The following is a 13582-nucleotide window of genomic DNA, read 5'->3' as shown; positions in this document are numbered from 1 at the left end:
GGAGGGGAACCCCTTCGTCGGAAACAACAAGACAACGATCGCCATCCCGTGAGCTCTGTCATCTACGCGCGTAGGCCCAAACCGGCTACCCTCAGTCGCGTGAACGCATCTCTTCTTCCGGACGACATCCAGGGCGACCCCCACGCCGCCGCCGACGCCGCCGCCGCGCGCCTGCGCGAACTCACCGGCGCCGAGACCCACGACGTCGCCCTCGTGATGGGCTCCGGCTGGGCGCCGGCCGTGGACGCCCTCGGCGCACCCGAGGCCGAGTTCCAGGTCACCGAGCTGCCCGGCTTCCCGCCGCCGGCGGTGGAAGGGCACGGCGGCAAGATCCGCTCGTACCGGATCGGCAACAAGCGCGCCCTCGTCTTCCTGGGCCGCACCCACTACTACGAGGGTCGCGGCGTGGCGGCGGTGTCCCACGGCGTACGCACCGCGGTGGCGGCCGGCTGCAAGACGATCGTCCTCACCAACGGCTGCGGCGGCCTGCGCGAGGGCATGCGGCCCGGACAGCCGGTCCTGATCAGCGACCACATCAACCTCACGGCGACGTCCCCGATCATCGGCGCGAACTTCGTCGACCTGACGGACCTGTACTCGCCGCGTCTGCGCGCCCTGTGCAAGGAGATCGACCCCACGCTGGAGGAGGGTGTCTACGCCCAGTTCCCCGGCCCGCACTACGAGACGCCGGCGGAGATCCGGATGGCTCGGGTCATCGGGGCGGACCTCGTGGGTATGTCGACGGTGCTCGAGGCCATCGCGGCGCGTGAGGCGGGTGCGGAGGTGCTGGGCATCTCCCTGGTGACGAACCTCGCCGCCGGGATGACGGGCGAGCCCCTCAACCACGAGGAAGTCCTTCAGGCCGGGCGCGACTCGGCGACGCGGATGGGGTCGCTGCTGGCGCAGGTACTCGGGCGGCTGTAGGCCGTTTCCTCGCCCCCGGTTGTCTTTCGGGTGCGGGCCGGTGGGGGCTGGTCGCGTCCACGCGGCGGAGCCGCAAATCGACACAGCCCCGCGCCCCTTCTGGGGCTCCGCCCCAGACCCCGCTCCTCAAACGCCGGAGGGGCTGGAATTGCCGGGGCCGGGCTGGATCTTTCAGCCCGTCCGGCGTTCGAGGACGAGCCACCACCGTCCCCAACCCCCACCCACCCGCAGAGGGCCACAGCCGGCCCAGGCACCCCCAGCCCGTCCGGCGTTTGAGGACGAGGCCCGCAGGGCCGATCAGGGGGGTCTGGGGGCGCAGCCCCCAGGGATGGGACGGGTAGGGGCGGCGGGGGCGAGAGAAGACACCCGGACCCGCCCCGCTCCCGAACCACACGAACGAGAGGTTGACCGACGTGCACGACGATCTCATCGCCCGGGCCCAGGCCTGGCTCAGCGAGGACCCGGACCCGCAGACCCGCGACGAGCTCGCCAGGCTCATCGAAACAGCCGACACCGAAGAGCTCACCGCACGCTTCAGCGGCACCCTCCAGTTCGGCACAGCGGGACTGCGAGGCGAACTCGGCGCGGGCCCGATGCGCATGAACCGCACGGTCGTCATCCGCGCCGCCGCAGGCCTCGCCGCGTATCTCAGGAAGCAGGGCCACGAGGGCGGCCTCGTCGTCATCGGCTACGACGCCCGCCACAAGTCGGAGGACTTCGCCCGCGACACGGCGGCGGTGATGACGGGCGCGGGCCTGCGCGCAGCGGTACTGCCGCGCCCCCTGCCCACCCCGGTCCTGGCGTACGCCATAAGGCACCTCGGCGCGGTCGCCGGAGTCGAGGTCACCGCCAGCCACAACCCGCCCCGCGACAACGGCTACAAGGTCTACCTCGGCGACGGCTCCCAGATCGTCCCGCCCGCGGACATCGAGATCGCGGAGGAGATCGCCGCCGTACCGTCCCTGACCGTCGTCCCCCGCCCCACGGAGGGCTGGGAAACCCTCGACGACAGCGTCCTGGACGCCTACCTCGCCCGCACGGACGCGGTCCTCGCGCCCGACTCCCCGCGCACCGCCCGCACCGTCTACACGGCGATGCACGGCGTCGGCAAGGACGTCCTCCTCGCCGCCTTCGCCCGCGCCGGCTTCCCCGCCCCGGCCCTCGTCGCCGAGCAGGCCGAGCCCGACCCGGACTTCCCCACCGTCGCCTTCCCCAACCCGGAAGAGCCCGGCGCGATGGACCTGGCCTTCGCCAAGGCCCGCGAGACCGACCCCGACCTGGTCATCGCCAACGACCCCGACGCCGACCGCTGCGCCGCGGCCGTCAAGGACGGGGACGCCTGGCGGATGCTGCGCGGCGACGAGGTGGGCGCGCTGCTCGCCGCGCACCTCGTACGCCGCGGCGCGCGGGGCACGTTCGCCGAGTCGATCGTCTCCTCCTCCCTCCTCGGCCGTATCGCCGAGAAGGCGGGCCTGCCCCACGAGGAGACCCTCACCGGCTTCAAGTGGATCGCCCGCGTCGACGGCCTGCGCTACGGCTACGAGGAGGCCCTCGGCTACTGCGTGGACCCCGAGGGCGTACGCGACAAGGACGGCATCACCGCCGCCCTGCTGATCACCGAGCTGGCCTCCGCCCTCAAGGCCGAGGGCCGCACGCTCCTCGACCTGCTCGACGACCTCGCCGTGGAGCACGGCCTGCACGCCACCGACCAGCTCTCGGTCCGCGTCCAGGACCTGTCGGTCATCGCGAACGCCATGCGCCGCCTGCGCGAGCAGCCGCCGACCGAGCTCGCCGGTCTGGCCGTCACCCGCGCCGAGGACCTCACCCGGGGCACCGAGACGCTCCCGCCCACGGACGGTCTGCGGTACACCCTCGAAGGCGCCCGCGTCATCGTCCGGCCCAGCGGCACGGAGCCCAAGCTGAAGTGCTACCTGGAGGTCGTCGTCCCGGTCGCCGCGCACGCCGAGCTGCCGGACGCCCGCGCCAAGGCGGCCGGCCTGCTCGCGACGATCAAGCGGGACCTCTCGACGGCGGCGGGCATCTGAGCCGTACGCGGCCGGCTCGGAGTCCTACGACGACTCACTGATCGTTCCCGAGAGGGTGCCCCCATCCGGAGGCACCCTTTCGGGCGATTTCCGCACCGGGGCTGACCCGCGCTCCACGCCCCGCGGCGCCCGCCGGGCAACGGTGGACGGGAGACGCACCACCGATCCGCCTGGAGCCGCGCCGTGTCCACGACCGCATCCCGGCCGACCCCCCGCACGCCCACCGCCCCGGATTCCCGCCCCCCACCGACGGCCCGCCCCGCGCTCCTCCCCGCCCTGCGCCACGCCGCCCCCGCCCTCCTCGCCTACGTCGCCGTACGCGGCACGGGCCTGCTGTTCCTCACCGTCTGGGCGCACCGGCAGGGGCACGGCGTCTGGCCGATCCTGGCGACGCAGTGGGACGCCGACTGGTACCTCGGCATCGCCGAGCACGGCTACGCGCACGAGCTCGGCACCGCGCGCAACGCCAACAACCTGGCGTTCTTCCCGCTCTACCCCACCCTCGTGAAGGCCCTCTCGGTGTTCACCCCGGGCACCCGCGCGAGCACCGGCCTCGGCCTCGCCGTGATCGCCTCCGTGGTCGCCGCGTGGGGAGTCTTCGCGGTCGGCGACCGGCTGTACGGGCGCCGGGCCGGTGTCCTGCTGACCACCCTGTGGGCCGCGCTCCCGGTCGGCCTGGTGCAGTGGATGGGCTACACCGAGTCCCTGTTCACCGCGCTCGCCGCCTGGTCCCTGTACGCCGTGCTCACCGGCCGGCTCCTCGCCGCGGCCTGGCTCGCCGCGCTCGCGGGCCTGACCCGCCCGACCGGCGTCGCGGTGGCGGCGGCGGTCACGACCGCGGCCCTGCTCGCGCTGCGCCGCCGCTTCGGCCTCCGTGCCCTCGCGGCCGCCGTGGTCGCGCCGCTCGGCTGGTGCGGGTACGTCGGCTGGGTGGGCCTGCGGGTGGGGCGCTGGGACGGCTACTTCGCCGTACAGCGGCTGTGGCACAACGAGCTGGACGGCGGCCTCGAAACGCTGCGCCAGATGCGGCGGCTGCTGATCCACGCCCCGAAGCCCGAGCTGTTCCTGGTGATGGTGACGCTGACCCTGATCGCGTCGGTCGTGCTGTTCGGGCTGGCCGTGGCGGACCGGCAGCCGGTCGCGCTGCTGGTCTTCACGGCCGTACTGCTGGCGATCGTCCTGGGCAGCGGCGGCGTCTACTTCCCGCGCGCCCGCTTCCTGCTCCCCGCCTTCCCGCTCCTGCTCCCCCTCGCCATGCACCTGTCCCGCGCGAGCCGTCGCTACCGCGCGCTGGTCCTCGCGGGGGCGGTCATGGGCTCGGCGTACTGCGGCGCGTACATGGCTCTGGTGTATCCGGGAGCGCCCTGACCGCCGATCCCGCGCAGCCCTCAGCCGGTCCCGTCGGCTCTCAGGCCACCGCCAGCAGGATCAGCAGCAGCACGGCCCCCGCGACCGCCGGGCCCATCACCTCGTAGGCCCATCGCACGCTCACCTCGCCCTGGGCGGACTCGGCGTCCCCGTGGTTCTCCAGCAGTTCCCGCAGATCGTCCATGATCTTGTCGGTCTCGGCCCGCGTCGGACCGTTCGCGTCCGCCGCCCCGCGCGACCCACGGAGCCCGCGTCCTCCGCCGCCGCCCCGGCCCGCGGTGTTCTTCTCCGCGGCCGTGCGGTCCGCGTGCTGCGCCGCCTTCTTGCGGGCCCGCAGGGAGACGGGGATCGCCCAGAGCTGGTACTTGGTGCCGGACTGCGCGACGACCTCGTTCGAGTAGCCGGACCGCAGCGAGGCGACCTGTCCCCAGGGGACCACGACGACGCGCAGCGGGTTGCGGATGCGCAGGCGCTCCTCGTTGGCGTACACGGCGGGGCGGAGCGTGAACGCGGACGCCAGCGGCACGATCAGGATCATCGCGGCGAGCGCGAGCCACTGCGTGCGACTCTCGCCGCGTACCAGCGCGTCGACACCGAGCCAGAACACGATGGCGAGCAGCGCGACGCCGCCGAGGATGCCCATGGGCGAGCGGTACACCCGGTCCCTCGATACGGGGTCCGGGGTGGAGGGCTGGTGCTCGGGGTCGGGGGTCGTCATGGGGCCGATTGTGCCGCATGCCTGCCGGCGGCTCGGCGGGGCGCCCGGTCGCCGTGGAGGGTGCGGGGTGCGTGGGCGGGTGCGGGTGCGGGGGGGGGCGAGCGCCCGATCGCCGTCGGGGGCAGATGCCGGGAGGCGAGCGCCCGATCGCCGTGGGGGTGCGGTGTGCGTGGGCGGGTGCGGGTCGGATGGGGCTGGTCGCGCAGTTCCCCGCGCCCCTTGGGGGGTGCGGGTCCCCGGCGTCAGCAGGGTGGCCCCTCCCGTTCCTGTGGGATCCGTGCCTCAGATCCATGTCCTGGGGTGTACAGCCGCTACGCGCGTAGATATGCTCGTCTGGTGACCATGCCCACCAATGCATCTGCCGCAGCTCACGCACTCACGGACGTCACCGCGTCCGACAGCACGCTGCGCCGCTTCCTTCACGGGCTGCCCGGTGTCGACGCGGTCGGCCTGGAGGGGCGTGCGGCGTCCCTCGGTACCCGTTCCATCAAGACGACCGCCAAGGCGTACGCCATCGACCTCGCCATCTCGATGGTCGACCTGACGACGCTGGAAGGCGCGGACACCCCGGGCAAGGTCCGGGCGCTCGGCGCCAAGGCGGTCCACCCCGACCCGACCGACCGGACGACCCCGGCGACCGCGGCCGTCTGCGTCTATCCCGACATGGTGGCCACCGCCAAGGAGGCCGTCGCCGGGTCCACCGTGAAGGTCGCCTCGGTCGCCACCTCGTTCCCGGCGGGGCGCGCCCCGCTCACCGTCAAGCTGGCGGACGTGCGCGAGGCCATGGCGGCGGGCGCCGACGAGATCGACATGGTCATCGACCGCGGGGCGTTCCTCGCGGGCAACTACATGAAGGTGTACGACGAGATCGTCGCCGTGAAGTCGGCCTGCGGGACCAGCGCCCGCCTCAAGGTCATCTTCGAGACCGGTGAGCTGTCGACGTACGACAACATCCGGCGGGCGAGCTGGCTCGGCATGCTCGCCGGCGCCGACTTCATCAAGACCTCCACCGGCAAGGTCGCCGTGAACGCCACCCCGGCGAACACCCTGCTCATGCTGGAAGCGGTGCGCGACTTCCGCGCCCAGACCGGCATCCAGGTCGGGGTGAAGCCGGCCGGCGGGATCCGCACCTCCAAGGACGCCATCAAGTTCCTCGTCCTGGTCAACGAGACCGCCGGCGAGGACTGGCTGGACAACCACTGGTTCCGCTTCGGCGCCTCCTCGCTTCTGAACGACCTGCTGATGCAGCGTCAGAAGCTGGCCACCGGCCGCTACTCCGGCCCCGACTACGTGACGGTGGACTGATCACCATGGCATCGGTATTCGAATACGCACCGGCCCCCGAGTCCCGCGCAGTCGTCGACATCGCGCCGTCGTACGGCCTGTTCATCGACGGCGAGTTCGTGGAGGCGGCGGAGGGCAAGGTCTTCAAGACCGTCTCCCCGGCCACCGAGGAGGTCCTCGCCGAGATCGCCCAGGCGGGCGAGGCGGACGTGGACCGCGCGGTGAAGGCGGCCCACAAGGCCTTCGAGAAGTGGTCGGCGCTGCCCGGCGCCGAGCGCGCCAAGTACCTGTTCCGCATCGCGCGGATCATCCAGGAGCGCAGCCGTGAGCTGGCCGTCCTGGAGACCCTGGACAACGGCAAGCCGATCAAGGAGACCCGCGACGCCGACCTCCCCCTGGTCGCCGCGCACTTCTTCTACTACGCGGGCTGGGCCGACAAGCTCGACCACGCCGGCTACGGCGCGAACCCGCGCCCGCTGGGCGTCGCGGGCCAGGTCATCCCCTGGAACTTCCCGCTGCTGATGCTGGCGTGGAAGATCGCCCCGGCGCTCGCCACCGGCAACACGGTGGTGCTCAAGCCCGCCGAGACGACCCCTCTCTCCGCCCTCTTCTTCGCGGACATCTGCCGCCAGGCCGGCCTGCCCAAGGGCGTCGTCAACATCCTTCCCGGCTACGGCGACGCGGGCGCCGCGGTCGTCGCGCACCCGGACGTGAACAAGGTCGCCTTCACCGGCTCCACGGCCGTCGGCAAGGAGATCGCGCGGACCGTCGCGGGCACCCGCAAGAAGGTCACCCTGGAGCTGGGCGGCAAGGGCGCCAACATCGTCTTCGACGACGCCCCGATCGACCAGGCCGTCGAGGGGATCGTCAACGGGATCTTCTTCAACCAGGGCCAGGTCTGCTGCGCGGGCAGCCGCCTCCTCGTCCAGGAGTCGATCCAGGACGAGCTGCTGGACTCCCTGAAGCGCCGCCTGTCGACGCTGCGTCTCGGCGACCCGCTGGACAAGAACACCGACATCGGCGCGATCAACTCCGAGGAGCAGCTCACCCGTATCACCTCGCTCGTCGAGCAGGGCGAGGCGGAGGGCGCCGAGCGCTGGTCCCCGGCCTGCGAACTGCCCGAGAGCGGCTACTGGTTCGCCCCGACGCTCTTCACGAACGTCACCCAGGCGCACACGGTCGCCCGCGACGAGATCTTCGGCCCGGTGCTGTCGGTCCTGACCTTCCGTACGCCGGACGAGGCGGTCGCCAAGGCGAACAACACGCCGTACGGACTGTCGGCGGGCATCTGGACCGAGAAGGGCTCCCGGATCCTGGCCGTCGCGAACAAGCTCCGCGCCGGTGTCGTCTGGTCCAACACGTTCAACAAGTTCGACCCGACCTCGCCGTTCGGCGGCTACAAGGAGTCGGGCTTCGGCCGCGAGGGCGGCCGCCACGGCCTGGAGGCGTACCTCGATGTCTGACCGACTGTCTGTCTTCAAGACCTACAAGCTGTACGTCGGCGGGAAGTTCCCGCGTTCCGAGAGCGGCCGGGTGTACGAGGTGACGGACTCGAAGGGCAGCTGGCTGGCCAACGCACCGCAGTCCAGCCGTAAGGACGCGCGGGACGCGGTCGTCGCCGCGCGGAAGGCGTTCGGCGGCTGGGCGGGCGCCACGGCCTACAACCGGGGCCAGATCCTCTACCGGGTCGCGGAGATGCTGGAGGGCCGCAAGGCGCAGTTCGTGCGCGAAGTGGCCGACGCCGAGGGTCTTTCGAAGTCCAAGGCGGCCGAGCAGGTCGACGCGACGATCGACCGCTGGGTCTGGTACGCGGGCTGGACCGACAAGATCGCCCAGGTGGTCGGCGGCGGAAACCCGGTCGCGGGCCCGTTCTTCAACCTGTCCTCCCCCGAGCCGACGGGCGTGGTGGCGGTCCTGGCCCCGCAGGACTCGTCGTTCCTGGGCCTGGTCTCGGTCGTCGCCCCGGTCATCGCGACGGGCAACACGGCGGTCGTGGTGGCGTCGGAGAAGTCCCCGCTGCCCGCCCTCTCCCTCGGCGAGGTCCTGGCCACCTCCGACCTGCCCGGCGGTGTGGTCAACGTCCTGTCCGGCCGTACGGCGGAGATCGCGACGCCGCTCGCCGCGCACCAGGACGTCAACGCGATCGACCTCGCGGGCGCCGACGACGTCCTGGCGAAGGAACTGGAGATCGCCGCGGCGGACAACCTCAAGCGCGTCCTGCGTCCACAGCCTGTGGATGAGGTGGACTGGTCGGCCGACCCCGGCATCGACCGCATGACGGGTTTCCTGGAGACGAAGACGGTCTGGCACCCGACGGGGTCGCTGGGCGCGTCCGGCTCGTCGTACTAGCCGGTACCGCGCCGCACGTCCGCCGTACCGCCCCGATACGGAAGCCCCGGTCCTCCTCCGTCCAGGAGGGCCGGGGCTTCTTCCGTGCCCGTGTGCGCGGCCTGTGTGGGCGCTGGTGCCTCCGTCAGATCCCGAGGCGCTGTCCGATGCCGTCGAGCACACAGTCGAGGCCGAAGGTGAACTCCCAGGCCCGGTCGTCCTTGCGGGTCGCGGTGAGGGCGTACTTCTCGAAGACGGGGTAGCGGCCGGTGCCGATCAGATAGCGCATCTGCGGGGCGAGCGCCTCCCGCGTCTCGTCGCCGCTGGTCCAGCCGTTGCGTTCCTGGTAGTCCCGCATGGCGATCTCGGTCTGGGCCGAGCCGTGCACGAAGGAGGTGACGGCCCGCAGGGCGGCCATCACCGAGTCGGCATCCAGATCGTGGGCGTCGAGCGCGGACAACCCCCGCTCGGCCACCGCCATCCGGGCCGGGGTGAGCAGGACGATCGAGGTGGGCATGAGCGCCGTCCACGGGTGGGCGAGCATCAGCTCCCGGGTCTGCAGGGCGTAGGAGCGCAGCACCCCCCGCCAGTCCCCGGCGTCGTCGGGTAGGGCGAGGTCCCGGGACACGCGGTCGATCATGAGCGCCCAGAGGTCGTCCTTGCCGGACACATGCCGGTAGGCGGCCATGGGGGTGACCCCGAGCTTGGTGGCGAGGCGGCGCATGGTGACGGCGGCGCCGCCCTCCTCGTCGGCGATCTCGACCGCGGCGGCGGCGATCCGCTCCAGGGTCAGGGACGCGCGCGGGACCGGGGCGGGCTGTTCCAGGCGCTCCCAGAGCGAGGGTTCCGCGACCTCGCCCTCCTCGTGCTTCGCGACCGCCATGGCGCACTCCTCTCGGTCGATGCGTGTACAGCGTATCGCCAGTAGACGGCGTACACACAGATGTGTACGTTGTAATCACAGGAATACGTCGTACACATCGGCACTCGGACGCAACTCAAGGGAGCCTCATGTCCACCCCACCCGCCGAACCCCTCCACGTCGCCGTCCTCGTCGGCTCGACCCGGGAGGGACGCTTCGCGCCGGTCGTGACGAAGTGGCTGGCCGGGCATCTGGAGCAGCGCGACGACCTGCGGGGCGATGTCGTCGACCTGGCGGAGACACCGCTGCCGACGGTGTTCCCGGCCTTCGGTCAGCCGCTTCCGTCCGGCGCCGAGGAGCAGCTGGCCCTCGTCTCGCCACGGCTCGCGGCGGCCGACGCCTTCGTCCTCGTCACGCCCGAGTACAACCACAGCTTCCCGGCGTCGCTGAAGAACGCGATCGACTGGCACAACGAGCAGTGGCACGGCAAGCCGGTCGCCTTCGTCTCCTACGGCGGCCGCTCCGGCGGGCTGCGTGCCGTGGAGCAACTGCGCGTCGTCATGGCCGAGCTGAACGCGACGACCATCCGCAACACCGTCAGCTTCCACGACGCGTGGAGCCGCTTCGACGCGGACGGCAGCTGCACGGACCCGGCCGCCGACACGGCCGCGAAGGCGCTCTTCGACCAGCTGGCCTGGTGGGGTCACGCGCTGCGGGACGCCAGGTCCGTCCGCCGCTACGTCGCCTGACCGCCGGCCTCGGACGAGGGGGAACCATGGACACATCCACCGGCAAAACCGGTACGCAGGAGCCACGCCCGCAGACCCGGCCGGCCGCCCCGCCGTCCCGGCCGGTCATCCTCGGCCTGCTGCTCGGCATCGTGCTCGCCACGCTCGACGGCACCGTCGTCGGCACCGCGCTGCCGACCATCGTCGGCGACCTGGGCGGCCTCGACCACCTGTCCTGGGTGCTCACCGCCTATCTGCTCACCACGGCCGTATCCACCCCGATCTGGGGCAAACTCGGGGACCTGTACGGCCACAAGGGCAGCTATCTCACCTCCATCACCGTGTTCCTGGCCGGTTCGGTGCTGTGCGGACTCGCCCAGGACATGGGCCAGTTGATCGCCTTCCGGGCACTGCAGGGCATCGGCGCGGGCGGCCTGTTCGTGGGTGCGCTCTCGCTCATCGGCACCCTGCTCACCCCGGCGGAGGCCGGCCGCGCCCAGTCGCTGATCGGGGTGCTGCTGCCGGCCGCGCTGATCGGCGGACCGCTGGCCGGCGGCTTCCTCACGGACCAACTGGACTGGCGCTGGGTGTTCTACGTCAACGTCCCCGTCGGCGCCGTGGCCCTCGCCCTCGTGGGCCTCGGGGTACGGCTGCGCGCGCCGCGGGTCAGGGCACGGATCGACCTGGCCGGGGCCGGGCTGCTGACCGGTGCGATCCTTGCCCTGACGCTGCTCGCGAGCTGGGCCGGGACGACGTACCCCTGGTCGTCGCCGCGGATTCTCGGGCTCGCCCTGGTCGCCGCCCTGGCGCTGGCCGCCTTCGTACGGGTCGAGCGGCGCGCCCCGGAGCCGGTGATCCCGCCCCGGCTGTTCCACGACCGCAACTTCACGGTGGCGCAGGTCATCAGCTTCGTCACGGGCGCGGCGATGCTGGCGGCGGCGAGCTATCTGCCGCAGTACATGCAGTTCGTCCGGGACATGTCGGCCACCGAGAGCGGGCTGCTGCTGCTTCCGCTGATGCTGGGCATGATGGGCGCCCAGCTCGTCATCGGGCGACGGGTCGGCGACGGCGGGCGCTATCGCGGCTACCCCGTCGTGGGCGGCGCGCTGGCCGCGGCGGGGGCGCTGGCCCTGCTGACGCTCGGCACGGACACGTCGGCGCCCGTGGCCTCCGGTCTGACCCTGGTGCTCGGTGTGGGCATCGGCTGTCTGATGCAGCCGACGATGCTCATCACGATGAACAGCGCCGAGCCGCGCGACATGGGCGCGGCCAGCGGCACCCAGACGCTGCTGCGCACCATCGGCGGCTCGCTCGGGGTCGCCGTCCTCGGGTCCGTGTACACCCACCGGCTGGCGGCGACCGTCACGGACCGGCTGGGGGCCGACGGCACACGGCTGACCGAGGCGGAGCTCACCCCCGAGCTGCTGCGTGAGCTGCCCGCCCCGGTCCGGCACGCCTTCCGGACGGGGGTCGTCGACGGCCTGCACGGTGTCGCGCTCGGCACGGCCGCGCTGTGCGCCGTGGCGTTCGCGGTGTCCTGGCTGATCCGGGAGGTCCCCCTGCGCACCCGCTGAACCGGCCCGCGTGCACAGGGTGACCGGGCGGGGCAAGAGGGAGCTCTCCGGTGTGACGCACACATCAAAGCCGCACCGCGGGGTCGTTGAGGGACCCGGCGATGCCTCACACTGGTGTCCCGTGAGTTCCCAACCGCCCATACCGACGCGAGTCGTGCTGCTCTGCGGCCCCTCCGGCTCCGGCAAGTCCCTGCTCGCCGCCCGCTCAGGACTTCCGGTCCTGCGGCTCGACGACTTCTACAAAGAGGGCGACGACCCGACGCTGCCGCAGGTCCCCGCGAGTTCCGACATCGACTGGGACCACCCCGACTCGTGGGACGCCGACGCGGCCGTGGCGGCCATCGTGGAGCTGTGCCGCACGAGCCGTACGAACGTTCCGCTGTACGACATCTCGCTCAGCGCCCGCACCGGCGAGGAGAGCGTGGACATCGGCCGTACCCCGCTGTTCATCGCGGAGGGCATCTTCGCGGCCGAGATCGTGACCCGCTGCCGGGAACTCGGCGTGCTGGCCGACGCGCTGTGCCTGAGCCGCGGCCCGGTGAAGACGTTCCGCCGCCGCTTCCTGCGCGACCTGCGGGAAGGCCGCAAGTCGGTGCCGTTCCTGCTGCGCCGCGGCTGGCGACTGATGCGCCTGGAGCGGTCGATCATCGCCCGCCAGAGCGCCCTCGGCGCCTACGCCTGCGACCGGGACGAGGCCCTCGGCCGCCTCACCGCGGCCGCCGCGGGCCGCTGCCCCGCGGCTACTTCGGCCCGCTGAGCGCACAACAAGAACGGGACTGGATGGACCCCCCGGCCCTCCAGCCCCGCTCTTGCCGTGCTCCCCCGATTCCCCCGTGGGAGCATCCCCCGTGTTTCCCCCGATCGGTCCCCCGTGGGCCCCCCGGCCCCCGTGGGTCCCCCCACTTCCTACCGCTCCCCCGTTACCGATCCCCCTCGGCTTCCCCCCGTACCCTCAGGCGACAAGCTCCCCGAAGGCGTCCTCCTCGTCACGGCCGAAGCTGAGGACCTCGTCCTCGCGCAGCCGGCGGAGCGACCGCCAGATGCTGGACTTCACCGTGCCGACACTGATGTCGAGGATCTCCGCGATCTCCGGGTCGGTGCGGCCCTCGTAGTACCTCAGGACCAGCATCGTGCGCTGGAGTTCGGGGAGCCGGGCGAGCGCCTGCCACAGGACGGCGCGCAGCTCGGTGCCGCGCATCGCGTCCGTGTCGCCGGGCGTCTCCGGCAGCTCCTCGGTCGGGTATTCGTTCAGCTTGCGGCGGCGCCACGCGCTGATGTGCAGGTTCGTCATGGTGCGGCGGAGGTAGCCCCCGACCGCGGCCTTGTCGCTGATCCGGTCCCAGGCCCGGTACGTCGAGAACAGCGCGCTCTGCAGCAGGTCCTCGGCCTCGAAGCGGTCACCGGTCAGGTGGTAGGCGGTTGCGTACAGGGAGGCGCGGCGCTCCTGGACGTAGGCGGTGAACTCCGCCTCCGACAGCGAGCGACGCCGCTCCCCCGAGCCCTCCCTGTACGCGGCTCCCCCGGCCGTACCCATAGCGGCCACCGCCGCGGGTTCCCCCGTGAAACCGTCAACCACCGTCATGTACGCGGTGTGCTGACGCCCGGTGCCGCGAGCGCACCCCCGCCCGCTCACGGCACCGGACTTCTCCGAACCCCGGCCCCCGTTCACGTCGTGCAGACGCGTGATCACTGCGCTGTTGCTGGTGCCGTGCAGCGTGTTCATCTCGCGCCCCCCGTCGTGGACTTCCGGT

Annotated in this window: 12 protein-coding genes; 9 read left to right on the top strand and 3 right to left on the bottom strand. The window is 72.2% G+C overall.

Features of this window, described 5'->3' with window-relative positions; translation table 11 throughout:
• Positions 1-99 precede the first annotated feature (99 nt).
• The 3 genes from AQJ67_RS27405 to AQJ67_RS27395 all read left to right on the top strand — a co-directional run bounded on the left by AQJ67_RS27405 (position 100) and on the right by AQJ67_RS27395 (position 4337).
• A complete protein-coding gene (locus AQJ67_RS27405; protein ID WP_062721953.1) occupies positions 100-924 on the top strand; it encodes a purine-nucleoside phosphorylase in 825 nt (274 codons plus the stop codon).
• Between the two features lie 413 nt (positions 925-1337).
• On the top strand, positions 1338-2969 hold the full coding sequence (locus AQJ67_RS27400; RefSeq protein WP_062722076.1) for a phospho-sugar mutase: 1632 nt from the start codon (positions 1338-1340) through the stop codon (positions 2967-2969).
• Positions 2970-3152: 183 nt separating this feature from the next.
• Complete coding sequence (locus AQJ67_RS27395) at positions 3153-4337, top strand: hypothetical protein (protein ID WP_062721952.1); 1185 nt, start codon at positions 3153-3155, stop codon at positions 4335-4337.
• Between the two features lie 40 nt (positions 4338-4377).
• On the opposite strand, the gene AQJ67_RS27390 is transcribed toward AQJ67_RS27395, so the two are convergent.
• Complete coding sequence (locus tag AQJ67_RS27390) at positions 4378-5055, bottom strand: PH domain-containing protein (protein WP_062721951.1); 678 nt, start codon at positions 5053-5055, stop codon at positions 4378-4380.
• A gap of 342 nt (positions 5056-5397) precedes the next feature.
• Between AQJ67_RS27390 and deoC the strand changes: the two genes are divergently transcribed.
• The 3 genes from deoC to AQJ67_RS27375 are packed head-to-tail and all read left to right on the top strand — an operon-like array spanning position 5398 to position 8688.
• Positions 5398-6360, top strand: a complete 963-nt coding sequence (gene deoC, locus AQJ67_RS27385) for a deoxyribose-phosphate aldolase (RefSeq protein WP_062721950.1) — start codon at positions 5398-5400, stop codon at positions 6358-6360.
• A 5-nt stretch (positions 6361-6365) separates the two neighbouring features.
• Positions 6366-7802: an aldehyde dehydrogenase family protein gene (locus AQJ67_RS27380; protein WP_062721949.1), complete on the top strand. Its 1437-nt coding sequence runs from the start codon at positions 6366-6368 to the stop codon at positions 7800-7802.
• A complete protein-coding gene (locus AQJ67_RS27375) occupies positions 7795-8688 on the top strand; it encodes an aldehyde dehydrogenase family protein (RefSeq protein ID WP_062721948.1) in 894 nt (297 codons plus the stop codon). The genes AQJ67_RS27380 and AQJ67_RS27375 overlap by 8 nt, the downstream gene beginning before the upstream one ends.
• Positions 8689-8812: 124 nt before the next feature.
• Here AQJ67_RS27375 and AQJ67_RS27370 read toward each other — a convergent pair whose 3' ends face one another.
• Positions 8813-9550: a TetR/AcrR family transcriptional regulator gene (locus AQJ67_RS27370; RefSeq protein ID WP_062721947.1), complete on the bottom strand. Its 738-nt coding sequence runs from the start codon at positions 9548-9550 to the stop codon at positions 8813-8815.
• Positions 9551-9678: 128 nt separating this feature from the next.
• On the opposite strand from AQJ67_RS27370, the gene AQJ67_RS27365 reads away from it, so the two are divergent.
• The 3 genes from AQJ67_RS27365 to AQJ67_RS27355 are packed head-to-tail and all read left to right on the top strand — an operon-like array spanning position 9679 to position 12588.
• Positions 9679-10278: an NADPH-dependent FMN reductase gene (locus AQJ67_RS27365; protein WP_062721946.1), complete on the top strand. Its 600-nt coding sequence runs from the start codon at positions 9679-9681 to the stop codon at positions 10276-10278.
• A gap of 26 nt (positions 10279-10304) precedes the next feature.
• Positions 10305-11831: an MDR family MFS transporter gene (locus tag AQJ67_RS27360; RefSeq protein WP_167366228.1), complete on the top strand. Its 1527-nt coding sequence runs from the start codon at positions 10305-10307 to the stop codon at positions 11829-11831.
• Between the two features lie 52 nt (positions 11832-11883).
• Positions 11884-12588 (top strand): uridine kinase, encoded by a 705-nt coding sequence (locus AQJ67_RS27355; protein WP_079056217.1) that lies wholly within the window; start codon positions 11884-11886, stop codon positions 12586-12588.
• A 195-nt stretch (positions 12589-12783) separates the two neighbouring features.
• Here the strand turns inward: AQJ67_RS27355 and AQJ67_RS27350 are convergent, their stop codons facing one another.
• On the bottom strand, positions 12784-13554 hold the full coding sequence (locus AQJ67_RS27350) for a SigE family RNA polymerase sigma factor (protein WP_062721943.1): 771 nt from the start codon (positions 13552-13554) through the stop codon (positions 12784-12786).
• Between the last annotated feature and the right edge of the window lie 28 nt (positions 13555-13582).

This window comes from Streptomyces caeruleatus (assembly GCF_001514235.1).
Lineage (GTDB): Bacteria > Actinomycetota > Actinomycetes > Streptomycetales > Streptomycetaceae > Streptomyces > Streptomyces caeruleatus.
The sequence above is the reverse complement of the archived record's forward strand: the minus strand, read 5'-3'. Positions and strand labels throughout refer to the sequence as shown.